15 protein-coding genes are annotated in these 24,398 nt (G+C 67.8%); 8 read left to right on the forward strand and 7 right to left on the reverse strand.

Annotation, left to right across the window (positions count from 1 at the left end):
• Window positions 1-6 precede the first annotated feature (6 nt).
• Window positions 7-1,254 (forward strand): phthiocerol/phthiodiolone dimycocerosyl transferase, encoded by a 1,248-nt coding sequence (locus QXH22_RS03835; RefSeq protein WP_306241430.1) that lies wholly within the window; start codon window positions 7-9, stop codon window positions 1,252-1,254.
• A 207-nt stretch (window positions 1,255-1,461) separates the two neighbouring features.
• On the opposite strand, the gene pks2 is transcribed toward QXH22_RS03835, so the two are convergent.
• Window positions 1,462-7,716, reverse strand: coding sequence for a sulfolipid-1 biosynthesis phthioceranic/hydroxyphthioceranic acid synthase (gene pks2, locus QXH22_RS03840; protein WP_306274961.1), 6,255 nt, complete (start codon window positions 7,714-7,716; stop codon window positions 1,462-1,464).
• A 318-nt stretch (window positions 7,717-8,034) separates the two neighbouring features.
• On the opposite strand from pks2, the gene QXH22_RS03845 reads away from it, so the two are divergent.
• Both QXH22_RS03845 and QXH22_RS03850 read left to right on the forward strand, forming a co-directional pair.
• Entirely contained in the window at window positions 8,035-9,768 is a 1,734-nt protein-coding gene (locus QXH22_RS03845) for an AMP-binding protein (RefSeq protein ID WP_306241432.1), read from the forward strand.
• Between the two features lie 7 nt (window positions 9,769-9,775).
• On the forward strand, window positions 9,776-12,316 hold the full coding sequence (locus tag QXH22_RS03850; RefSeq protein WP_306274962.1) for an MMPL family transporter: 2,541 nt from the start codon (window positions 9,776-9,778) through the stop codon (window positions 12,314-12,316).
• Here the strand turns inward: QXH22_RS03850 and QXH22_RS03855 are convergent.
• Complete coding sequence (locus QXH22_RS03855; RefSeq protein ID WP_306241434.1) at window positions 12,260-12,958, reverse strand: LppX_LprAFG lipoprotein; 699 nt, start codon at window positions 12,956-12,958, stop codon at window positions 12,260-12,262. The genes QXH22_RS03850 and QXH22_RS03855 overlap by 57 nt on opposite strands.
• Window positions 12,959-13,141: 183 nt before the next feature.
• Here QXH22_RS03855 and QXH22_RS03860 point away from each other — a divergent pair, with 183 nt between their 5' ends.
• The 3 genes from QXH22_RS03860 to purU all read left to right on the forward strand — a co-directional run bounded on the left by QXH22_RS03860 (window position 13,142) and on the right by purU (window position 16,784).
• On the forward strand, window positions 13,142-14,329 hold the full coding sequence (locus tag QXH22_RS03860; RefSeq protein ID WP_306274963.1) for a permease: 1,188 nt from the start codon (window positions 13,142-13,144) through the stop codon (window positions 14,327-14,329).
• A gap of 164 nt (window positions 14,330-14,493) precedes the next feature.
• Complete coding sequence (locus QXH22_RS03865; protein ID WP_306241436.1) at window positions 14,494-15,846, forward strand: HNH endonuclease signature motif containing protein; 1,353 nt, start codon at window positions 14,494-14,496, stop codon at window positions 15,844-15,846.
• A 65-nt stretch (window positions 15,847-15,911) separates the two neighbouring features.
• Window positions 15,912-16,784, forward strand: a complete 873-nt coding sequence (purU, locus tag QXH22_RS03870) for a formyltetrahydrofolate deformylase (protein WP_306241437.1) — start codon at window positions 15,912-15,914, stop codon at window positions 16,782-16,784.
• Here the strand turns inward: purU and QXH22_RS03875 are convergent.
• The gene (locus QXH22_RS03875; RefSeq protein ID WP_306241438.1) at window positions 16,781-17,839 is read right to left on the reverse strand and encodes an NAD(P)-dependent oxidoreductase; all 1,059 of its coding nucleotides are present in this window, start codon (window positions 17,837-17,839) and stop codon (window positions 16,781-16,783) included. The two genes, purU and QXH22_RS03875, sit on opposite strands and share 4 nt — an antisense overlap.
• A gap of 315 nt (window positions 17,840-18,154) precedes the next feature.
• Here QXH22_RS03875 and QXH22_RS03880 point away from each other — a divergent pair, with 315 nt between their 5' ends.
• Window positions 18,155-18,334, forward strand: coding sequence for a hypothetical protein (locus tag QXH22_RS03880; protein ID WP_306241439.1), 180 nt, complete (start codon window positions 18,155-18,157; stop codon window positions 18,332-18,334).
• 26 nt (window positions 18,335-18,360) lie between these two features.
• Window positions 18,361-19,320, forward strand: a complete 960-nt coding sequence (locus QXH22_RS03885) for a metallophosphoesterase (RefSeq protein WP_306241440.1) — start codon at window positions 18,361-18,363, stop codon at window positions 19,318-19,320.
• On the opposite strand, the gene coaD is transcribed toward QXH22_RS03885, so the two are convergent.
• Genes coaD through QXH22_RS03905 form a run of 4 tightly spaced genes read right to left on the reverse strand, consistent with a single transcriptional unit; the run spans window position 19,317 to window position 24,397 of the window.
• Complete coding sequence (coaD, locus tag QXH22_RS03890; protein WP_306241441.1) at window positions 19,317-19,802, reverse strand: pantetheine-phosphate adenylyltransferase; 486 nt, start codon at window positions 19,800-19,802, stop codon at window positions 19,317-19,319. The two genes, QXH22_RS03885 and coaD, sit on opposite strands and share 4 nt — an antisense overlap.
• A gap of 11 nt (window positions 19,803-19,813) precedes the next feature.
• Window positions 19,814-20,380, reverse strand: a complete 567-nt coding sequence (rsmD, locus tag QXH22_RS03895) for a 16S rRNA (guanine(966)-N(2))-methyltransferase RsmD (RefSeq protein WP_306244309.1) — start codon at window positions 20,378-20,380, stop codon at window positions 19,814-19,816.
• Window positions 20,377-23,760: a pyruvate carboxylase gene (locus QXH22_RS03900; protein ID WP_306241443.1), complete on the reverse strand. Its 3,384-nt coding sequence runs from the start codon at window positions 23,758-23,760 to the stop codon at window positions 20,377-20,379. Before QXH22_RS03900 ends, rsmD begins: the two co-directional genes overlap by 4 nt.
• A gap of 13 nt (window positions 23,761-23,773) precedes the next feature.
• Window positions 23,774-24,397 carry a vitamin K epoxide reductase family protein gene (locus tag QXH22_RS03905; RefSeq protein ID WP_306241444.1) on the reverse strand — a complete coding sequence of 208 codons (624 nt, stop codon included), beginning with the start codon at window positions 24,395-24,397 and terminating at the stop codon, window positions 23,774-23,776.
• Between the last annotated feature and the right edge of the window lies 1 nt (window position 24,398).

A 24,398-nucleotide genomic window follows, 5' to 3' on the forward strand; every position in this document is an offset into this window, starting at 1 on the left:
TCTCACGTGTTTCCCGGATCGGTGATCCGCAAGTTGTCCCGCAGCGAGGAAGTCTTCGCGCAGTACGAGGTCTTCACCGCCGTCACGGTCCAGCTGCGCGGCCGGGTCGATGCCGATGCCCTGTCCGAGGCGTTCGACGCCCTGGTGGATGCCCACCCGATCCTGGCCAGCCATCTCGAGCACAGCCCGGACGGCGACTGGAATCTGGTGTCCGACGACATGCTGCACGCGGGAATCGTGGTGCAGGAGGGCGCCGATAACGCGTGCGAGATCACGTTGGATCAGACCCAGACGCTACTCAATCTGCGGTTGACGCTGCACGAGAACAGCTCTGAGTTGACCATCTTTCTGCACCACAGCATCGCCGACGGCCACCACGGCGCCGGCCTTTTCGACGAGCTGTTCTCCCGCTACACCGATGTGGTGACCACCGGCGACCCGGGACCGGTCAACCCGCAGCCCGCGCCGCAACCGCTGGAAGTGGTGCTGGAACAACGCGGCGTCAAGAAGCTCGGCATGACCGGCGTCGAACGCTTCCTGCCGGTGATGTTCGCCTACGACCTGCCGCCCGCGGTGAAGCCGACCCTCGTCGCGACTCCTGGCCTGCCGCAACCGGTTCCGGTCACCCGGGTGCGGCTTTCCGAGCAGGAGACGGCCGACCTGGTGGAGTTCGCGCACGAGAACCGGGTCAGCGTCAACACCGTCGTGGCGGCGGCGATCCTGATGACCGAGTGGCGGCTGCGGGAGACGCCGCACGTTCCCATCCCCTACGTGTACCCCGTCGACCTGCGCTATTTCCTCAGCCCGCCGGTCGCCCCGACCGAGGCCACCAATCTGGTGGGCGTGGCCACCTACCTGGCCGAGGTCGGACCGGACACCGACATCGTGGATCTGGCCACCGATATCGGCGTCACCTTCCGGTCCGACATCGCCGACGGCATCATCCAGCAGTCCGGGCTCAACTTCGGCGTAGCGTTCGAGGGGACGCCCGCGGGGTTGCCGCCGCTGGTCTTCTGCACCGACGTGAGCGCGCTGCCGAGCGTACGGATGCCGGCGGGCATCGAGCTGGAAGGCTTTCGCGGACAGTTCTATTGCTCGATCACGGTGCCGCTGGACTTCTACGGGTGCGGCATGTCCGGCGACCACCTGGTGATCGAGAACCACGGCCACTCGCCGCAGCGCAAAGACTCACTCGAAGCGATCCGGGAGTTGTTGTGCACCGCGCCGTCGGACTACGGCTGGGCGGTCGAGTGACGTAGGGGTGGCGCGGCCCCTGGGGGTGGCGAGCGCCCCTGGGGGTGGCGAGCAGACGTAAAATCGCTTATTTCGGAACGAAATTGGGCGATTTTACGTCTGCTCGCGCCGCTCACCGTGCTGCTCGCGCCGCTCACCGTGCTGCTCGCGCCGCTCACCGCGCTGCTCGCGCCGCTCACCGCGCTGCTCGCGGCTTGACGCACCCAGCTAGGCGGCAGGCTCCTCGGCCAGCGTCTGCGCCAGATGTTCGGCCAGCGCCCGCGCCGTGTTGTGAGTGGCGATCACCTTGGGGCTCAACCGGATCCCGGTTTCGGTCTCGATATGAGTGCGCATCTCCAGCATGCCCAGCGAATCCATGCCGTACTCGACGAAGGGCCGGTCGGCATCCACGGTGCGGCGCAGGATCACGCCGACCTGCTCAGTGATCAGGCGGCGTAGCCGTCCCGGCCACTCCTCCTGCGGCGCCGCCGTCAGCTCGGCGCGGAACTTGCTCGGCCCCCGCGTGCTCTGCCCGCTGGACTTGAACATCTCGCCGAACGGGCTGCGTCGCACCACATCGTCCAGCCAGGGCGCCCCGATGATCGGGATGTACCCGCTGTAGGCGCGGTCGTAGCGCAGCAGCGTCTCGAACGCGTACATCCCCTCGTCCGGGGTGATCATCAGTTGCTTGCCGCCTTCGGCCAGGAAGGTGGCCCGGCCGACCTCGGCCCACGCACCCCAGGCGATGGTGGTCACCGGAAGCCCATGGGCGTGGCGCCAGTACGAGAACGCGTCCAGCCAGCTGTTGGCCGCGGCGTAGGCGCCCTGCCCGGGCGATCCCAGCAATGAGGCACCCGAGGAGAACAGGCAGAACCAGTCCAGCGGCTGCCCGAGGGTCGCCTTGTGCAGGCTCCACGTCCCGAAAACCTTGGGGGACCAGTCGCGGTCGATGATCTCGTCGGAGATGTTGGTCAGCGTGGCGTCCTCTACCACCGCTGCCGAGTGCACCACGCCACGCAACGGAAGTCCGGTGGCGGTCGCCGCCTCCACCAACCGCACGGCGGTCTCCGGTTCGGAGATGTTGCCCAACTCGACCACCACGTCGGTCCCGGCCCGCCGCAACCGCTCGATCATCTGGCGTGCCTTGGGATTTGGCTGCGAACGGGCGGTCAACACCAGTCGGCCGCAACCGGCTCCCGCCAACTTCGACGCGAAGAACAGGCCCAGCCCGCCCACCCCGCCGGTGATGATGTAGGCGCCGTCGCGGCGGAACACCGGAACCTGATCCGGCGGCACCACCACACTGGCCCGCCCACTGCGTGGCATGTCCAGCAGCAGCTTTCCGGTGTGTTCGGCGTTGCTCATCGCGCGCACCGCGTTCGCCGCGTCGGCTAGCGGATAGTGCGTGGTCTGCGGCGCCGCCAGCACACCGTCGGCGGTCAGCGTGAACACCGTCTCGAGCAGTTCCCGGACCCGCTCGGGCTGCAGCACCGACATCAGCGCCAGGTCCAGGTAGTAGAAGGTCAGGCCACGCCGGAACGGATACAGCCCCAGCCGGGTGTTGCCGTACACGTCGGCCTTGCCGATCTCGACGAACCGTCCACCGAAGGCCAGCAGCTCCAGACCCGCCCGCTGCGCCGCACCGGTCAACGAGTTGAGCACGATGTCCACACCGTAGCCGTCGGTGTCGCGGCGGATCTGCTCGGCGAATTCGACGCTGCGCGAATCGTAGACATGCTCAACGCCCATGTCGCGCAACATCTGTCGCTTGGCATCGTTGCCGGCGGTGGCGAAGATCTCCGCCCCGGCGTGGCGCGCGATCGCCAATGCCGCCTGCCCCACGCCGCCGGTAGCGGAGTGGATCAGCACCTTGTCGCCCGCCTTGATGCCGGCCAGGTCGTGCAAGCCGTACCAGGCGGTGGCATTCGCGGTGGCCGAGGCGATCGCCTGCTCGTCACTCAACCCCGCGGGCAACGTGATCGCCAGGTTCGCGTTGCAGGTCAGATACGTGCGCCAGCAGCCGCCCTCGGAGAAACCGGCGACGCGGTCACCGACCCGGTGACCGGCCACCCCCTCCCCTACCGCGGTCACCACGCCCACGAAGTCCATACCCGGCTGCGGCTCGCGGTCGTCGACGACGGGGAACTTGCCGAACGCGATCAGGACGTCGGCGAAGTTGATGGTGGACATCGCGACCGCCACCTCGATCTGCCCCGGGCCGGGCGGAACACGGTCGCAGGCAACGAGTTCCATCGACTGCAGGTCACCCGGGGTGCGCACCTGCAGGCGCATGCCGTCGGACTCGTGGTCGATCACGGTGGTTCGGCGGTCGTTGTGCACCAGCGGCGTCGGGCACAGCCTGGCGGTGTACCACTCGGCGCCGCGCCAGGCCGTCTCGTCCTCGGGCGAGCCGCTCAGCAGCTGCGCGGCCACCTGCTCACCCTGGGTGTGCTCGTCGACGTCGATCTGCGTGGTGCGCAGCAACGGGTGTTCACTGCCGATCACCCGCAACAGACCACGCAGGCCGGCCTGCTCGAGATTGACATCGTCGCCCGAGCACACCCACTGGGCCTGCCTGGTCACCACGAAGAGCCGGGGCAGTTCGCCCTCCAACTCCGGCAGTTCCCGCGCGAGGTGCACCAGCTGGCGCACCTGTTCCCGGCCCTGGGTCAACCCCCCGTCATCGGGCGCGCTGCCGCGGGGTCCACACAGGACCACCACTCCACGCAACGAGCGGGCCCGCAGCTGCGCCCGCAACGGCTCCATCTCGGCACCGATGGGCAGCTGCAGGTTGAAGCATTCCGCGCCTTGGGTTTTCAGCGCGTCGTTCAGCGAACTCATCAGCATGTCGCCGGCCTCGGCGGTGCCGATCAGCAGCCACGATCCCGCTTCGTCGTCGTCGACGTCGGGCAGCGTCCGTTGCTGCCACTCACAGGTCAGCAGCCGCTCGTTGAGTACCCGGTCCCGTTCGCCGCTCGCGGTGGTCCCGGTGCCCATCCGCAGCCCGCGCACCGCCAGCAGCACCGCGCCGCGCTCGTTGAGCACATCGAGGTCGGCCTCACCACCGGTCGGGTCGACCCGGGTCACCCGGGTGTAGCAGTAGCGGGCATCGCGCAGCGGCCCGTAGGCGCGCAACCGCTGCACACCCAGTGGCAACAGCAGGCCGTCGCCGCCGGCGCCGGCCACGCCGGCGGCCACCGACTGGAAGCAGGCGTCCAGCAACGCCGGATGCACGTGATAGGCGGCGTGCTGGAAACGAATCGATGCCGGCAGCGAGACCTCGGCCAGCACGGTGTTGCCGCCCGATTCCCCGGTGTGCGCGGTGGACAGGCCGCTGAAGGCGGCGCCGTGGAAGACACCGCGCTCGACGAACGACTCGCGTAGTTCGGACCCCTTCACACTCTGCGGGTGCGCGGCCAGCAGGGCGGCGACGTCGTAGGCAGGCGGCACCGAGTCGTCCTCGGCGGCGCACAGCGACGCGGTGGCGTGGCGGGTGGTCTCACCGTCCTGCGCGGATTCCACCACGAAGTCGACGACGCCGGGCGCCTGCACCGTGGCGACCGCGTCGATCGGGGTCTCGTCGTCGAGCAGGAGCATCTGCTCGAAGCCGATGTCGCGCGCCTCGGCTCCGTCGCCGAAGACCTCCGCCGCGGCGGCAAGGGCCATCTCGCAGTACGCGGCTCCGGGCAACGCGGCCACGTTGCGCACCTGGTGGTCGTCCAGCCAGGCCAGGGTCGCCGTGCCGACGTCGGTCTGCCACACGTGCCGTTCCGGCTCCTCGACCAGCCGGACATGGGACCCCAGCAGAGGGTGCACGGTGATCGTGCACGCGCCTTGCGTCTTGCTGTCGCTGCCGTCGGCGTCGATGAACAAATGCCGGTGACTCCACGCCGCCAACGGGGCGTCCACCAGCTGCCCGCCGGGGTAGAGCACGGCGAAATCGATTGCCGCGCCGGAGCTGTGCAGGTCCGTCAGGAAGTCGCGCAGCCCAAGCGGCAGCGGCTGCTCGCGCCGGATGGCGGCCAGGGCGGCCACCGTCATGTCCAGGCTCCGCGCGTTCTGGTCGACGGCGTGCGTCAACAGCGGGTGCGGAGACAGCTCGGCGAAAACCCGGAACCCGTCGTCCAGCGCAGCCTGGATCGCGGCGGCGAACTGCACGGTGTTGCGCAGGTTGTCCACCCAGTAGTCGGCGTCGCACACCGGCCGCTCGCGAGGGTCGAACTGGGTGGTCGAGTAGTACGGAACCGTGGGCTCCATCGGCTCGAGATCGGCCAGCGCCGTGGCCAATTCGTCGAGGATCGGGTCCACCTGCGGCGAGTGGGATGCCACGTCGACGGCGACCTCGCGCGCCATCACCTCGCGTTGTTCCCACCGCGCGACGAGATCGCGCACCTGCTCGGTGGCTCCCCCGATCACCGTGGACTGCGGCGAGGCCACCACCGCCACGGCGACGTCGTCGATTCCGCGGGCCATGAGTTCGGAATTGACTTGCTTGGCAGGCAATTCCACCGACGCCATGGCGCCCGAGCCGGCGATGCCGGCCATCAGCTTCGAACGACGGCAGATGACGCGCGCCCCGTCGTGCAGCGACAGCGCACCCGCGACGACGGCCGCCGCCGTCTCGCCCATCGAGTGCCCGACGACCGCGCCCGGCCGCACCCCGTAGGCCTGCCGCATCGTGGCGGCCAAGGCCACCTGGATCGCGAAGATCGTCGGTTGCACCTTGTCGATGCCGGTCACCGTCTGCGGCGCCGTCATCGCCTCGGTCACCGAGAAACCCGATTCGGCCTGGATCAGCGGCTCGAGCTCGGCGACGGTCGCGGCGAACACTGGTTCGCCGGCCAGCAGATCGGCGCCCATCGCGGCCCACTGCGAACCCTGACCGGAGAACACCCACACCGGCCCCCGGTCGTCGTGCGCCACCGCGGCCGGATACACGGCGTCTCCCTCGGCAACCTCGCGCAACCGCTGGGCGAGATCAGCCAGTCCGTCGGCCACCACCAGGGTGCGCACCGGCCGGTGCGCCCGGCGGCGGGCCAGCGTGTAGCCGAGATCGGCGGGACTCACCGAATCCGAATGCGTCTCAACCCAATCGGCAAGTCGTCGCGCGCTTTCGCGCAGACCGTCGGCCGACGACGACGACACCGCGTACACCAGTGGCCCCGGTGCCGCGGCCTCGGTGACGTTCTCCGGTTCGGGCGCCTGCTCGATGATGGCGTGCACGTTGGTGCCCGACATCCCGAACGAGGACACCGCGACGCGCCGGGGCCCGTCGCCCTGCGGCCACGGCGTGATCGACTGCGGCACAAAGATTCCCGTGTCGATCACGGCGAGGTCGTCGGGCAGCTTGTTGAAGTGCAGCAGCGGCGGCACCACCCCGTGCCGCAGCGACAGGATGGCCTTGATCAGTCCGACCGCCCCGGCGGCCGACTCGCTGTGCCCCATGTTGCTCTTGGCCGACCCCAGCGCGCAGCGGCTGCCGTCGGCGCCGTAAACGCGCGTGAGCCCGCGGTACTCGATCGGGTCACCCACCGGCGTGCCGGTGCCGTGCGCCTCCACCGCGCCGATCGATTCGGCGGCGACGCCCGCCGCGTCCAGGGCTTTGCGGTACACCGCCACCTGCGCGTCCTCGGACGGCATGGTCAGCGTCTCGGACCGCCCGTCCTGGTTGGTGGCCGTCCCGCGTACCACGGCGAGGATCCGGTCACCGTCGCGCACCGCATCGGGCAGGCGCTTGAGCAGCACCATCGCGCACCCTTCGGACCGCACGAAACCGTCGGCGTCCGCATCGAAGCTGTGACAGCGTCCGGTGGCCGAGAGCATGCCCTGCGCGGAGGTCGCCACGCTGCCATCCGGCTCCAGTAGCAACGCGCAACCACCGGCCAGTGCCAGGTCGCTCTCGCCGTCATGCAGGCTGCGGCAGGCCAGGTGCACGGCCATCAGACCCGATGAGCACGCGGTGTCGAACGTCATCGCGGGCCCGTGCAGCCCCAGCGCGTGGGAGATCCGTCCGGAGGCCACGCTGTTGTTCAGGCCCGTCACGGCATACGGGCTGGCCAGACCGCCGGAGCCCTTGGTCAGCAGCAGGTAGTCCTCGTGCGTCAGCCCGGTGAACACCGCCGTCGCGGTGCCGGCCAGCGCGGCCGGGTCCAGACCGGCGTGCTCGATCGTCTCCCACGCCGTTTCCAGCAACAACCGGTGCTGGGGATCGATCGACGTCGCTTCCCGCTCGCTGATCCCGAAGAACTCGGCGTCGAAGCCCGCCACGTCGTCGATGAACCCGCCCCACCGCGAGACCGTGCGGCCGGGAACCCCGGGCTCCGGGTCGTAGTAAGCGTCGGCGTCCCAGCGGTCTGCAGGGATCTCGGTGACCAGGTCGTCCCCGCGTGACAGCGCCTCCCAGAGCTTCTCGGGGGAATCGATACCGCCCGGCAACCGGCATCCCATACCGATCACCGCAATGGGGGTGACACGTGCGTCCATCCCTTTACCAACCTCGTCTCAGCTCAACCGGCGCGGGCCCGACGCGGCACCGGATAGGGGTACGGGCAACGGAATAGTGCAGCTCCGGGCTGGCAAACCCCCGGGCTGACGGGACCTCGACACCGTCTCGGGGCCGAGCTTAGACGCCGTGGCCGCCCCGAGTGCCCAAACTCAGCCAATTCCCAGGTGGTAGCCAATCTCAGGGCGCTCTACCAGCGCCGATGGCCCGGTGCCGGGCGGTCCCGGCGCCCTCCGGCGGCGGCCCGGTCATTACGATTCCGTCTCTGCGCACCCAGCAACGCCGGTAACGTCTTGCGCATGAGTGTGCGTTCCCTGCCCGCTGCGCTGCGCGCGTGCGCCCGTCTCCAGCCCAATGAGGCGGCGTTCACGTTCATCGACTACGAGCAGAATTGGGACGGCGTTCCACAAACGCTGACGTGGGCGCAGCTGTACCGCCGCATGATGAATGCCGCAGCCGAACTCAGCGGCCACGGCTCACCGGGTGACCGCGCGCTGATCCTGGCTCCGCAAGGGCTCGACTACATCGTCGCCTTCCTGGGCGCCCTGCAGGCCGGCATCATTGCGGTCCCGCTGTCGGTTCCCCAGGGCGGGGCCAGTGATGAACGCGTCATGTCGGTGCTCGCCGACGCCGCGCCGGTTGCGGTACTGACCACCTCGGCCGTCAAAGACGATGTGATACAACAAATTTCAACTCACCCCGGCGGGTCTGCGGTGAAGGTGATCGAGGTCGACTCGCTGGACCTGGATGCCCGGGTCCGAACCGGCGCCGCCACCGACGACCACCCGCCAACCGCGTACCTGCAGTACACGTCCGGGTCCACCCGCACCCCCGCTGGCGTCATCATGTCCCACCAGAATCTTCGGTCCAACGTCGAGCAACTGATGGCCGCCTACTTCGCGGAAACCGATGGCGTCCCACCGCCGGATCTGACACTGGTTTCGTGGCTGCCCTTCTACCACGACATGGGTCTGGTGCTGGGCGTGTGTGCGCCGATCCTGCTGGGGGTTCCGGCCGTGCTCACCACCCCCGTCTCGTTTCTGCAGCGCCCCGCCCGGTGGATGCACATGCTCGCCGACAGCACCTCGCCGTTCACCGCGGCACCGAACTTCGCTTTCGAGCTGGCAGCCAAGAAAATCTCCGACGAGGACATGGCCGGCCGCGATCTGGCCCACGTGCACACCGTCCTCAGCGGCAGCGAGCGCGTGCAGCCGGCGAGTGTCAGGCGCTTCACCGAGCGCCTCGCCCGCTTCAACCTCCGGGACAGCTCGATCCGGCCGTCCTACGGCCTCGCCGAGGCGACGGTGTTCGTGGCCACCAGCAGTCCGGACCAACCACCGAAACTCGTCGACTTCGACACCGAAAAACTGGCCGAGGGCCACGCTGTTCCGTGCGCACCGGGCACCGGCACCGCGTTGGTCAGCTACCTGGTGCCGCGCTCACCCACGGTGCGCATCGTCGATCCCGACTCGGGCACGCCGTGCGCGGATGGAAGCGTCGGCGAGATCTGGGTGCACGGCGCCAACGTCGCGGCCGGTTACTGGCAGCGTTCCGAGGACAGCGAAGGCACGTTCGGCGCCACCCTTGCCGACCCGCCGGAGGGCACGCCCGAGGGTCCCTGGCTGCGCAGCGGAGACTCCGGTTTCATCACCGACGGTCAGCTGTTCATCATCGGCCGGATCAAGGACCTCTTGATCGTCTACGGGCGCAACCACTCTCCGGACGATATCGAGGCGACGATCCAGGAAATCACCCGCGGCCGCTGCGCGGCGATCGCGGTCCCGAGCGATCGCAGCACCGAAAAGCTGGTCGCCATCATCGAACTGCGCAAGCAGCCGGACGACGACGCGGGCCGCTGGGTTGAGATCAAGCGCGAAGTCACCTCGGCCTTGTCCACATCGCACGGCCTGTCCGTCGCGGATCTTGTTCTGGTGCCGCCCGGCTCGATCCCGATCACCACCAGTGGCAAGGTCCGACGCCGGGCGTGTGTGGAGCAGTACCGGCACGATCAGTTCGCCCGGTTGGACGTTTAAGAACATCGTGTCCCGGCTTGCCAAACTTCTCGTCGTCGCGGCCTGGATCGCGGTGGCAGTGGTCGCCAACGCGCTCGTCGCACTGGCACCGCCACCAGCGCGCCCCAGCGCGCTACCTGCGCGCGCCGATGCCGCGAACAGCCGCCTCGCGCAGGCGTTTCCGGGCACCGGCTCCGACGCGATCGCCTACCTGGTACTGGACGGCCGCGATCCGCTGGGCGATGCCGACCGGCAGTACTACGACGACGCGGTGCGTGCCCTGCGGGCCGACACCGCGCATGTGGGATCGGTGCTGGACTGGTGGTCCGACCCGTTGATGGCGCCGCTGGGCACCAGCCCCGACGGACGGTCCGGTGCTGCGGTGATCTGGCTGCGCGGTGAGGCCGGGACCGCCAAGGCCGCCGAATCGCTCGATGCGGCGCGATCGGTGGTCCGCAAGCTCCCGCCGAACGCGGGACTGCGCGCCCGCATCACCGTCCCGGCCGCCGCGCGAGGCACGGAGCTGCGGTTGGCGCCCTGGCAGGCGGCCGCGATCGTCGCCGCGGCCTTGCTGGTCGCCGCGCTGTTCCTGCTGCGGCTGGGTCTGTCGTCCCTCGCGGTCGCGGCGTTGGCCGCCGGGCTGTCGCTGGCCGTCGCCTGGCCCTTGGCGGCGTGGTACGGCCTTTTCGCCTGGACTGTGGCGGCAGTGCTGATGATCGGGGTGGTCGCCGCATCCGCGCTGCTGCTCACCACCCGGGAGCGACGCGGCTACCGCGCGACACTGCCCATGCTGGCCGCGCCCGGGGCAGGTGTCGTGGCACTCACCGGCCCCCTGCTGCTGGCACGGACGCCGGCGATACATGCCGTGGGGCTGGCCGCGCTGGGTGTCGTTGTCGCACTTGGCGCTTCGCTGACTCTGCTGCCTGCGTTGCCGGCGAAAGCGACGGCGCGGCCGGGCCGTTCGTGGGGTCTGCCGCAACCGGTGCGCCGCGTGGTACGCAGCCCTGTCGTCGCCGTCGCGCTGGTGTCCGCGGTCTGCGCACTGCCCATCCTCGGAATGCACTGGGGCGTAGGCGATGTCCCGGCCCATTCGGTCAAGCAGTTCATGGCGAGCAACCGGCTACCCGATGTCGTCATGGTCAAATCCGCCCACGACCTGCGTGACCCGGCCGGCCTCATCGCCATCGACGCGGTGAGTCGCCGGCTGATGGAAATTCCCGGCGTCCGCAAGGTGCAGTCGGCCGCTTGGCCGGCCGGCGTCCCCTGGACAGATGCCTCGCTCAGTTCGGCCGCGGGCCGGCTCAGCGATCAACTGGATCGGCAGGCCGCCACATTCGTGCCGCAGGTCACCGCGGTCAAGACGCTGGGTTCGGTGCTGGACCAGGTCTCGGGCTCGGTCAACGAGCTCGAGGCAAGCGTGAGCGCAGGCGTCGGCGGGCTCGCCCAGCTGCAGCAGGCGATCAACTCCGTGGTGTCGGGCACCCGGAACATCAAGGACACCGCCGCCGAGGTCTCCGGTTATCTCGACCCGGTCCGCGGCTGGATGGGTGGGGTTCAGGATTGCGCCGCCGACGTGTTGTGCTCGGCCGCACGCAAGGCAATCGACCCGTTCGACCGGGTGATCGCCGACGTCACCGTCCTCTCCGATGGCGCCACCCGGCTCGCCGCCGGGTCGGCACGCGCCACCAACGCCCTTTCCGGTACCCCGCGCGCGGTGGCCGAGATGCGGTCGGCACTCAATCAGCTGCGCTCGTTCGTCCCGACCTTGCAGACCACCATCGAGAGCACGATTCCGCAGGTCGTGCAGCTGTCCGCGTTTTTGAAGAACCTCAGCATCGACTTCGCCGACACCGGCGAGGGCGGCTTCTATCTGCCGCGGAAGGCACTCGCCGATCCGTCCTACCAGCACGTGCGTCAGACCATGTTCTCCGCCGACGGCACCGCCGCCCGGCTCCTGGTGTACTCCGACCAGACCGGCGTGGACCTGGCCGCGGCCTCCCGCGTGGAGCGGATCGACACCGCCGTCGGGAACGCGACCAAGTACGGCAGCCTGGTCGACAGCGAGGTCACGGTGAGCGGCGGCGCGGCGTTGGCCGCGGCCGTCCGCGCCGCGCTGGAGCACGACGCGATTCTGCTCGTGCTCACGGTCATCACGGTGGCGGCCCTGGCCGGGATGTGGCGCGGCGTGGCCGGCGGGCTGTCGGTCGGGCTCGCGCTGATGGGCTCGTGTCTGGCCGGCTTGGGCGTCACCGTCGCGGTGTGGCAATTCCTGTTGCACGGCTCCGTGGACGCCGCGGCGGTGCCGGCATCCTTCGCCATGATTGCGGCCTGCGGCGCGCCCCACCTGATCGCAGCGCTGGCGGGGGCCGACTCCAGACGGGCCTTGGCACCGCTCGCCGCGGCGGGAGGGGTGTTGGGCGCCGGTCTGATGTTCCTCGGTACGTCGGTCGCCCTGGCTCAGACCGGCACCGCCGTTGCGGTGGGAGTGGTGCTGCTGGCGGCGATGGCGCCGCTAATCGACGGTGACCGGCTCGTTCCACTTCGACAGCGTGACCTGGACCGAGCCTGACCCGAGGTCGACGCTGGCGCGCACCAACCGGTGCGACCCGTCCTGGGCGATCCACACCGTCGCCGGCCTGGACTGCCTGGCGCCCGGATCGATGATCTTGACCGTGTCGGCCGGCAGCGTGCCGGTGATCTTGTTGGTGTTGACGCCGTCGATCACTTCGCTGCCCTGGGCCTGCAGGTTGTTGACGCCGGAAAGCATTTTCGCCACCCCGTTGGCCGGGTCGAGCAAGCGGGTCGCGGACAGGTCGGACACCGAGCCGAGGTTGGTCCAGTCGTCGAAGAGTTTCACCGAGATGGAGTCGTCCTTGATCCGGAACGGAACGTCAGCCTGGCCGTTGTAGGTGCACGATCCTTTTGCGGTAAGCGGGTTGGCACGGACGTCGACGTCAGCATTGGTGATGCCGAGCATGCTGTCCACCTGGCCGTTGGTGCGGACGGACAGGTGCGCGCTGGTCAGCGCCTTGGTCGCGTCCACCGATTGCCGGATGTCGGCCATCAACGGTGAATCGGTGGTGGTGCCGGTGGCGGGCGGGCCTTCGGATTCCTTTGGGGCAGAGGCGCATCCGGACAACCAGAGCGCCAGTGCGGCGACGAGTGCCAGCAGTAGAGCCGATGCCTTGGGCACCTTCAGGCGTGAATTCATCGTTTCCTCGTCTCAGCTGAGCTGGTGTGCGGAGTCTGGCTCCCGGCAGCACGAACCGCCAAGCTTAATGGCCTGAACCGAATTGAACGCCGAAAGCCGGCATTCTCCTGACCCACGGCGATTGACATATACCCCCATGGGGTATATATTTCGGACACTGACACGTACGAGCGGAGATCCTCGATGGCAGACAAAGTGCTGGGCGCCCTGGGTCATGCCCTGGCCCTGACGGGTTCGATGACGTGGGAGATCCTGTGGGCGCTGATCCTGGGTTTCGCCTTGTCTGCGGTCGTGCAGGCGGTGGTACGCCGCTCCACGATCGTGGGGCTGCTCGGTGATGACCGGCCACGGACCCTGGCGGTCGCGGCGGGACTCGGCGCCGCGTCGTCGTCGTGCTCGTACGCCGCCGTCGCCCTGGCCAGGTCGCTGTTCCGCAAGGGCGCCAATTTCACCGCCGCGATGGCGTTCGAGATCGGCTCGACCAATCTCGTGGTGGAGCTGGGCATCATCCTGGCGCTGCTGATGGGCTGGCAGTTCACCGCCGCTGAGTTCGTCGGCGGGCCGCTGATGATCATCATGCTGGCATTGCTGTTCCGGCTGTTCGTGCGTCAGCGGCTGATCGACGCCGCGCGCGAGCAGGCGGAAAAGGGAGTGGCCGGCTCGATGGAAGGCCATGCGGCGATGGACATGTCGATTCAGGGTGACGGATCGTTCTGGCGGCGGCTGTTCTCCGGTCCGGGGCTTACCTCGGTGTCGCACGTTTTCGTGATGGAGTGGCTGGCGATCCTGCGCGACCTGGTGATCGGTTTGTTCATCGCGGGTGCGATCGCGGCCTGGGTGCCCGAAAGCTTCTGGCAGGAATTCTTTTTGACCAACCACGCGACCTGGTCGGTGGTGTGGGGACCGATCGTCGGGCCGTTCGTGGCGATCGTGTCGTTCGTCTGCTCGATCGGCAACGTGCCGCTCGCCGCGGTGTTGTGGAACGGCGGCATCAGCTTCGGCGGGGTCATCGCGTTCATCTTCGCCGACCTGCTGATCCTGCCGATCCTCAATATCTACCGTAAGTACTACGGCACCAGGATGATGCTGACGCTGCTGGCGACCTTCTACGCCGCGATGGTGGCAGCCGGTTATCTGGTCGAATTGATCTTCGGCACAGCGGGTCTCATTCCCCGCGAGCGCAACGCCATGGTCATGTCGGCCGGTATCACGTGGAACTACACCACCTGGCTGAACATCCTTTTCCTGGTGATCGCCGGGGTGATGGTGGCGCGGTTCTTCACCTCGGGCGGGATGCCGATGCTGCGCATGATGGGCGGGTCGCCGGACGCCGAGCACGAGCACGGGGGGCACGGGGCGGGCTGCCACTGATTTTTGGCTGTTGCCTTGATTGGGTGCTGACCATGGGACAGTTCTCGACCCTGGTGGCTGATCGGCGGCATCAGGCCCTGGCACGTGAAAAAGCCTGCGCTATCAACCTGTTTCGCGATTGGCGGTGGAGCGTACTTGTCGGTGGTCCTTCGTAGAATCCGGGTATGTCATCGAGCACGCGTGAGGAGATCGTGGAGGTCTTCGACGCGTCCGACGAGGTGCAGGACCGGCTGTGCGCGTTGAGCTTTGACGCACTCACCACCCCCGAGCTGCTGCGGGCCCTCGAGCGCCTGGAACGCCGCGAGCGCCAATCCCGATCGGTGCGCCACACCCTGATCAACCAACTCAAAACCCAGGCCAGTGAGGACGAGCTCGGCGGAAAACTGCCCGCCGCACTGGCCGAGCGGCTACGGATCACCAAAGCCGAAGCCAACCGCTGGATCGCCGAAGCCGACGACCTCGGCCAGCGCCGCGCCCTGACCGGAGAAACCCTGCCACCACTGCTGACCGCCACCGCGGCGGCCCAGTGCGCCGGTCTGATCGGCGACGCCGCGGTCAAGGTGATCCGCAGCTTCATGTCACACCTACCCACCACCGTCGACGCCGGCACCCGCGAGGCCGAACAAGACCTCGCCGGCAAAGCCTGCGACTTCCGGCCCGACCAGGTCTCCGCCTACGCCCGCGAATTGATGGCACTGCTGCACCCCGACGGCGACTACACCGAGCAGGAACGCGCCCGCAAACGCGGCCTGGTCCTGGGCCCCCAGCAGTACGACGGCATGTCACGCATCAGCGGCCTGATCACCCCCGAACTCCGCGCGCTGATCGAAGCGCTGTGGGCCAAACTCGCCGCCCCCGGCGCCGGCAACCCCGACGACGACAAGCCCGTGTTCGATCCGGATGATGACGCGGTGCGTCGCGACACCCGCAGCCAACCGCAACGCCAGCACGACGCCATGATTACCGCCATCCGGGAACTGTTCGCCTCCGGCGAACTGGGCACCCACAACGGCCTGCCCGTCAGCATCATCGTCACCACCACCCTCAAAGACCTTGAAGCCGGGGCCGGGCGGGCCCGCACCGCCGGCGGCACCCGCATCCCCCTGACCACCCTGATCCGCTGGGCCGCCACCGCGCATCACTACCTGGCGGTCTTCGACCAGGCCAAGCCGTTAGCCCTGTACCACACCAAGCGATTGGCCAACCTCGCCCAGCGAATGATGTTGCTGGCCAAAGAAGGCGGCTGCACCCGCCCAGGCTGCGACACCCCCGGTTACCACTGCCAAGTGCATCACGTCTCCGGGTGGACCAACACCTACCTCACCGACATCCACGACCTCACCCTCGCGTGCGGACCCGATAACCGCCTCGCCGAAAAAGGCTGGACCACCCGCAAAAACGCCCACGGCCACACCGAATGGCTCCCACCCGCCCACCTGGATCACGGACAACCCCGCATCAACACATTCCACCATCCTGAAAAGCTATTCACGCCCGACGAAGAAGACGACCCATAGCTGCCGCAACGCCCGACCGCGGCGGTATCGTGGGCCTGCGGAAATTCACGGCGAAAGGGACCCAGGTGTCAACACCGAACGAGCCCGCCAACATCGGACGGTTGTTGCTGCGCTGCCACGACCGCCCGGGCATCATCGCCGCAGTGAGCACCTTCCTCACTCAGGCCGGTGCCAACATCATCTCGCTGGACCAGCATTCCACGGCACCCGAAGGCGGAACTTTCCTGCAGCGGGCGATCTTTCACCTGCCGGGTCTGACCGCGGCAATCGACGGACTGGGGCGCGAGTTCGGCGATTCTGTCGCCGAGAAGTTCGGCATCGACTACCGGTTCACCGAAGCCGCCAGACCCAAGCGGGTGGCCATCATGGCATCCAAGGATGACCACTGCCTGCTGGACCTGTTGTGGCGCAACCGACGTGGTGAGCTTCAGATGTCCATCGCCATGGTGATCGCCAACCACCCCGACCTGGCAGAGCAGGTACGTCCCTTCGGCGTCCCATTTGTTCACATCCCCGCCACCCGTGACACGCGCGCCGAGGCCGAACAGCGCCAGCTCCAATTACTCAGCGGCAACGTCGATTTAGTGGTCCTTGCCCGCTATATGCAGATTCTGACGCCGGAGTTCCTGGCTGCCGTCGGCTGCCCGCTGATCAACATCCACCACTCGTTCCTGCCCGCCTTCATCGGTGCGGCGCCCTACAAGCGGGCCCGGGAGCGCGGTGTCAAACTCGTCGGCGCCACGGCGCATTACGTCACCGAAGTCCTCGACGAGGGTCCGATCATCGAACAGGACGTGGTGCGAGTCAGCCACACCGACACCGTCGAAGATCTGGTGCGGGTCGGCGCCGATGTCGAGCGCGCCGTGCTGTCGCGGGCGGTGTTGTGGCACTGCCAGGACCGCGTCATCGTGCACGGCAACCAGACCATCGTCTTCTAGGCTGTTGCGACGTCCATCGCCGTGCTGCCGAACCGTGCACCGAGGGCGGCCCATGCATCGGCGTACTGCCCCGGCGATTTCCGATACGCCCCTTGACGTTTGATGAACCCGCGGGCCAACGGGACGACGACTCGTCGCGGGTAGCGCTTCCACCCGGTCTGCGCGCGCATCTCGGCCAGCATCTCCGGCCACGAATGGTGCTGGAATTGCAACGCCTGCTGCGCCGGCGCCACATCCATCCAGTCCGCGTTGGGATACCAGCCGTCGTCATTATTGGGGTCGCCGGGGCGGCCCTGTGGCATCAGACCAGGCATGCCCTGAGCGGCCGCCATCGCCGAGGCGATCTCGCCCTGCCGTAACAGGTGCGACTCGTCGCCGCCGATCAGAAAGATCTCACCGGCGACGTCGTTACCCGCGGCCGCCGCGAATGCCGCTGCCACATCGCGGGTATCGACGGAATGCACCCGGCCGTCCGAGGGCAGCGCACTGCTGAAGTACATGATGTCGCGCGTGACAGGCATCGCCCTCGGATCGATGCTCAGCACGCCGCCGAGCCGCAAGACCACCCAGTCCAGCCCGGAGGACCGCACACATTCTTCGGCTTCGAGTTTGTGTCCTCCGTAGAGCTCGCAGGGCCGAAGCGGCGTGTCGACGGTGATCAACTCGGGATGGCGATGGGGATTGCGCGAGCCGTAGATCGCAGTGCTGGACGCATGCAGAAACCGCGGCGGGTTCGGCTGATCCTGTGCGGCGCGCACCAACGAAGCGGTGGCACCGACGTTCAGCCTGCGGGCGAATCCGGCGTCGCGGTACACCAGCGGCGGGATCACCGCGGCAAGGTGGACGATCACGTCCGGCGTCGACTCCGCGACCAGCGAGCTCACCTGAGCGGAATCAATCAGGTCAACCCGCCGGGTCTCCACGCGCGGCGGCAACGTGTCATAGGTCTTGTGATGCGCCGTGGCGATCACCCGCCACCCGTCGGCCGCAAACCGTCTGACGGTCTCAGTCCCGACAAGACCGAAAGCACCGGTGATCATTACGGTTCCCGACATGGCAGTCCTCGATCCCGCCGAACAACGTTGTTCTGCGCAGGACCGTAACTCAAGCAGGAGCCACAGCGCTATACCTCGAGCAGTCCCGGGTTTCTTTGCAGTACAAGGCGAGCGCCCCGATCAACCGGTCGCGGATCGCGTACCGCTCGACCATGCCGCCGCTGCGACGAACCCGCCGACCACGGACCGGCACGTCGCGATGTCCTGCGGGTTACCCTCCGCACCAAGACTTTCAGAAGATTCCGCCAAGCACCCGGCCTCAGTCTTGCTGCAACGGCAATCCCGCCGCCTGATCAAAGCGAAGTGAGGCAACACATGAACACCACCCGTATCCGCGCGCTTGCCGGCATGTCGCTGCTGGCCTCGGCCATCGGCCTGGCGGCGCTCGGGACCGCGACGGCCGGCGCCGCTCCGAGCCACCAGCCCGAGTACGGCACCTACACCTGCTACGACTACGCCACGCAGACGTTCTACACCTGCTACGACCCCAGCTAGACGTCCCGGGATGCAAAGATCGGGTCGTGCAGGGTTACGACATCATCGGCGACATCCACGGCTGCGCTGCCGCTCTGGAGACGCTGCTGGCCGAACTCGGCTATCAGCACCGGAGCGGCACGCTCCGCCATCCCGAGCGGCAAGCGATCTTCGTCGGCGATCTGGTTGACCGCGGCAGTGAGCAACTGCAAGTCCTCGAGCTCGTCAAAGGCATGGTCGACGCCGGCAGCGCCCAAATCGTCATGGGCAACCACGAATTCAACGCGATCGGGTATGCGACCGAACATCCCGCCGGCAGCGGGCGCCATCTGCGCGAGCACAGCGACAAGAACAACCGGCAGCACCGGCAGTTCCTGGATCAGCTCACCGACGACCAACGGGCTCATTACGTGGCGTGGTTCGCGACCTTGCCACTGTGGCTCGACCTTGGCGATCTGCGGGTGGTGCACGCCTGCTGGCACGCAGAATCGATTAAAAGTCTTGAGCAACAACTCGGTTCGTCTGGTTTCACCGCTGCCGACCAGATCGTCGATGCCTCCACAAAAGGCCACCAGCTCTACGAAGCCGTCGAAGTGCTCCTGAAAGGACCCGAGATCAGCCTGACGGCCAGGAAACTCCCGCACTTCAAAGACAAGGACGGCCACCTGCGTGGGGCCGCCAGAATCCGCTGGTGGGACGGCAATGCCACCACGCTGCGCCAAATGGCCGAGATAGCAGAGACATTCACGGCCCCGGACGGCACCCCGTATCCCCCACTGCCCGACATTGAGGTCTCGCCGCGCGAGCGTTCCTACACCTACACCCAGACGGTGCCGGTGTTCTACGGCCACTACTGGCGCAACGGCGCCCCGCAACATACCCGCGACTGGACCGCACACTGCGCCTGCGTGGACTTCAGCGCGGCGAAAGGCGGCAAGCTGACCGCCTACCGCTGGTCCGGTGAGAGCACCATCCAGGCCGAGAACTATTGGCAGCTGGGCGGCTAACCGCTGCGCCGCGCCAGGTGCTCACGCAGGCGGCGGTTGACGGGCTCGGGCAACAGCTCGGTCACATCACCGCCGAGCATCGCGACTTCTTTGGCCAGCGATGACGACACGAACGAGTATCGCGGAGCGGTCGCGACGAAAAACGTGTCAACCCCGGCGACATGTTTGTTCATCTGCGCCATCTGCAGCTCGTATTCAAAGTCCGTGCCTGTCCTGAGACCTTTCACGATCGCGTTCATGCCCTGGGACCGGACGAAGTCGACCACCAGGCCCTGACCGGATTCCACCCGCAGATTAGGCAGGTGTGTCGTCGATTCCTCGATCATCGCGATCCGCTCATCGAGGTCGAACATGCCCTTCTTGGCCGGGTTGACCAGAATCGCGACCACCACCTCGTCGAACTGGGCCGCGGCGCGTTCGAAAACGTCGATGTGGCCCAACGTCACCGGGTCGAAGGACCCCGGACATACCGCGCCTGCCATAGGAGACGACGCTACACGGCGTCGTTGATCACTTCGGCCAGCTCCAGACGAGTGTCGCCGTAAACCCGCTCCGGCCACACCTCCCAGCCGTCGGGCCAGGTCAGCGGCGCACTTCCGACACCGCGCTCCACCACCGCCACGGTTCCGTCGCGCACCCAGCCGTGCGCGCCCAACGCACCCAGAATGACGTTCAGGTCCGCGGTTTCGGTGTCGTAGGGCGGGTCGGCGAGCACCAGGTCAACCGGCGTCGGCGCCCCCGCCGCCAGCACCGAGGCGACGGTGCCCCGGCGCACCACGGCGCCGGGCAGACCCACGGCGGCGATGTTGCGGTCCAGAACGGCCGCGGTGCGCTGGTCGGCCTCGACGAACAACGCGGACGCCGCCCCTCGCGATAGAGCCTCCAGCCCGAGAGCGCCCGATCCCGCATACAGATCGAGCACCGCCAGGCCGGCGAAGTCCAGCCGCACCGTCAGGATGTTGAACAGCGACTCGCGCACCCGGTCGGTAGTCGGCCTGGTCCCCCGCGGCGGCACCGTCAGCCTTCTGCCCCCGGCTGTCCCACCGATAATGCGCGTCAGCGCAGCACCACCAGCAGGTCCCCGCCTTCCACCTGGGCGGTACTCGACACGGCGACACGCTCCACGGTGCCGTCGCCGGGTGCGGTGATCGGAGCTTCCATCTTCATCGCCTCGATGGTGGCGATGGTCTGTCCCGCAGCCACCTCATCGCCGGCCGAGACGCTCACGGTGACGACTCCGGCGAACGGTGCCGCGACATGATTCGGGTTGCCGCGCTCGGCTTTCTCGGCGGTCGGTACGGCACTGGCGATGCTGCGGTCGCGCACCAGCACCGGCCGCAGTTGGCCGTTGATGATGCACATGACGGTACGCATGCCACGCTCGTCGGGTTCGGAGATCGCCTCCAGCCCGATCAACAGCTCCACGCCGCGCTCCAGCTTCACCCGGTGCTCTTCGCCCTGGCGCAGGCCGTAGAAGAACTGGTTGGCCGACAACTGCGAAGTATCGCCGTAGTTATCCCGGTGCTCCTCGAATTCCTTTGTCGGACCGGGGAACAGCAGCCGGTTCAAGGTGGCTTGGCGTTTCGGCCCCGGTGCCGACAGCGCATTCTCGTCGTCGGCGGACAGCGTCGGGGCAGGCTTGGCCGGCGCACGACCGGCCAGCGCCTTCGAGCGCAGCGGCTCCGGCCACCCGCCGGCGGGATCCCCGAGCTCGCCACGCAGGAAGCCCAGCACCGAATCCGGAATGTCGAAACGAGCCGGTTCCGAGGCGAATTCGTCGGCGGTGAGGCCCGAGCCCACCAGCGCCAGCGCCAGGTCGCCGACCACCTTCGACGACGGAGTCACCTTGATCAGCCGGCCCAGCACCCGGTCGGCTCCCGCGTATGCCTCTTCGATCTCCTCGAACCGGTCACCGAGCCCCAGCGCGATCGCCTGCTGGCGCAGGTTGGACAACTGGCCGCCCGGAATCTCGTGATGGTAGACCCGCCCCGTCGGGCCGGGAAGCCCGGACTCGAAGGGCGCGTACACCTTTCGCAACGCCTCCCAGTACGGCTCCAGCGCGCACACCGCCGACAGCGACAGGCCGGTGTCGTACTCGGTGTGCGCGGCGGCAGCCACGATCGAACTCAGCGACGGCTGGCTGGTGGTGCCCGCCATCGGCGCCGCCGCCCCGTCCACCGCGTCCGCCCCCGCCTGCCAGGCCGCCACGTAGCTGCCGAGCTGACCACCCGGGGTGTCGTGGGTGTGCACGTGTACGGGCAGGTCGAACCGGCTGCGCAACGCGCTGACCAGCGTGTGGGCGGCGGGCGCCCGTAACAGACCTGCCATGTCCTTAATGGCCAGCACGTGCGCGCCGGCCTCCACGATGCTCTCCGCCAGCCGCAGATAGTAGTCGAGGGTGTACAGCCGCTCCCCCGGGTCGGACAGGTCGCCGGTGTAACACATCGCGACTTCCGCTATCGCAGAACCGGTTTCGCGCACCGCGTCGATGGCCGGGCGCATCGAGTCGAGGTTATTGAGCGCGTCGAAGATCCGGAAGATGTCGATACCAGTGGCCGTCGCCTCCTCGATGAACGCCGACGTGACGATCTCCGGGTACGGCGTGTAACCCACGGTGTTCCGGCCCCGCAACAGCATCTGCAGGCAGATGTTGGGAATCGATTCGCGCAGAGCGGCCAGCCGCTCCCACGGGTCTTCCTTGAGAAAACGCAGCGCCACGTCGTAGGTCGCTCCGCCCCAGCACTCCACCGACAACAGCTGGGGTGTGGTCCGGGCGAGATGCGGTGCCACCATCAACAATCCGCTGGTGCGTACGCGGGTCGCCAGCAGCGACTGGTGCGCGTCGCGGAACGTCGTGTCGGTCACTCCGACTGCCGGCGACTCCCGCAGCCAGCGCGCAAAGCCTTCCGGACCCAGTTCGAGCAGCCGTTGCTTGGATCCCGCCGGGGGCGGGGTGTCCCGGTCGATTGCGGGCAACTTGTCCTGCGGGTAGACCTTCGACGGCCGCGTGCCGTGTGGCTTGTTGACGGTGACGTCGGCCAGGTAGTTCAGGATCTTGGTACCGCGGTCGGCCGAGGTGCGGGCCGTCAGCAGGTGCGGCCGGTCGTCGATGAACGACGTGGTGACGCGTCCGGCCTGGAAGTCCGGGTCGTCCAGAACCGCTTGCAAAAACGGGATATTCGTCGAGACCCCGCGGATCCGGAACTCGGCCATCGCGCGGCGCGCCCGGTTGACCGCGGTCTGGAAGTCCCTGCCCCGGCAGGTCAGTTTGACCAGCATGGAGTCGAAGTGCGCACTGATCTCGGCGCCCAGGTTCGTGCTGCCGTCCAGCCGGATGCCGGCGCCGCCCGGCGTCCGCAGCGCGCTGATTCGCCCGGTGTCGGGCCGGAAACCGTTGGCCGGATCCTCGGTGGTGATGCGGCACTGCAACGCGGCACCATGCGGCCGCACGGCGTCCTGCGTCAGACCCAGATCCTCGAGCGTCTCCCCCGAAGCGATGCGCAGCTGGCTGGAAACCAGGTCGACGTCGGTGATCTCCTCGGTGACGGTGTGCTCCACCTGAATTCGGGGGTTCATCTCGATGAAGACGTAGTCGCCGCTCTCATCCAGCAGGAACTCGACCGTTCCGGCACAGCTGTATCCGATGTGGCGGGCGAAAGCGACCGCGTCACCGCAGATCTTGTCGCGCAGTTCCGGCGACAGGTTCGGCGCCGGCGCCAGTTCGATGACCTTCTGGTGACGGCGCTGCACGCTGCAGTCGCGCTCGTAGAGGTGGATCACGTTGCCGTGCGTGTCGGCCAGGATCTGCACCTCGATGTGGCGCGGCCGCAGCACGGCTTGTTCCAGGTACACCGTCGGGTCGCCGAACGCCGACTCGGCTTCCCGGCTCGCCGCCTCGATCGCCTCGGGCAGCGCCGCGCTGTCGGTGACCCGCCGCATGCCGCGCCCCCCGCCACCGGCAACGGCCTTGACAAACAACGGGAATCGCATGGACTGCGACGCCGAAACCAGTTCGTCCACCGACGACGACGGCGCCGAGGACTCCAGCACCGGCAGTCCCACTTCCCGGGCGGCCGCGATCGCCCGCGACTTATTGCCGGTCAGCTCAAGCACTTCGGCGCCGGGACCCACGAAAGCGATGCCCGCCGCCGCACACGAGGCGGCCAGATCCGGGTTCTCCGAGAGGAATCCGTAACCGGGATAGACGGCGTCCGCCCCGCAGCGGAGGGCGGTCTCGACGATCTCGTCGACGGACAGATACGCCCGCACCGGGTGACCGACTTCGCCGATCTGGTACGACTCGTCAGCCTTCAACCGGTGCAGTGAGTTGCGGTCCTCGTAGGAATAGACCGCCACGGTACCCACACCGAGTTCGTAGGCCGCGCGGAACGCGCGGATCGCGATCTCGCCGCGATTGGCCACCAGCACTTTGGAGATCACCCTTGACCCCCTTTCAGATGAGCGTCGACCAATAGTTCCAGAAGCGAACCAGAATCAGGAGGAAAACGGCGGTGAACCAGAACGTGACGATCGACCACCGCCAGCCGAACAGCAACCGCCAGCCGGCACGGTCCTCGAGTGCCGGACGCAACAGGATGGACCCGACCACCACCAGCATCGTGACGGTGACGGCCCAGACCACCATGCAGTACGGGCACAGTGCCCCGATCCGGTAGAGGCTCTGGAAGATCAGCCAGTGCACGAACCCGGCGCCGATCAGCAGGCCGACCGCCATCCCGGCCCAATACCACCGTGGCAGCGGCACTTTGGCCACCGCCAGCACTCCGGTGACCACCGCCACGGTGAAGCCCGCGATGCCGACCAGCGGATTGGGGAAGCCCATCAGGGACGCCTGCGAGGTCACCATCACCGAGCCGCACGACATGATCGGGTTGATGTTGCAGGACGGCACGTAGGACGGGTTACGCAGTATCTCGATCTTCTCCACGGTCAGGGTGATAGAGGCGAGCAGGCCGATCACACCGCCGATCAGTACCCACCATGCGCTCAGTACGGGCACCCCCACGCCCGCCGGTTTCAGGTCGCCGGATTCCTCGGCGGCTACGTCGACGGACACG

This window comes from Mycobacterium sp. TY814 (genome assembly GCF_030755175.1).
In the GTDB taxonomy this organism is placed as follows: Bacteria; Actinomycetota; Actinomycetes; order Mycobacteriales; family Mycobacteriaceae; genus Mycobacterium.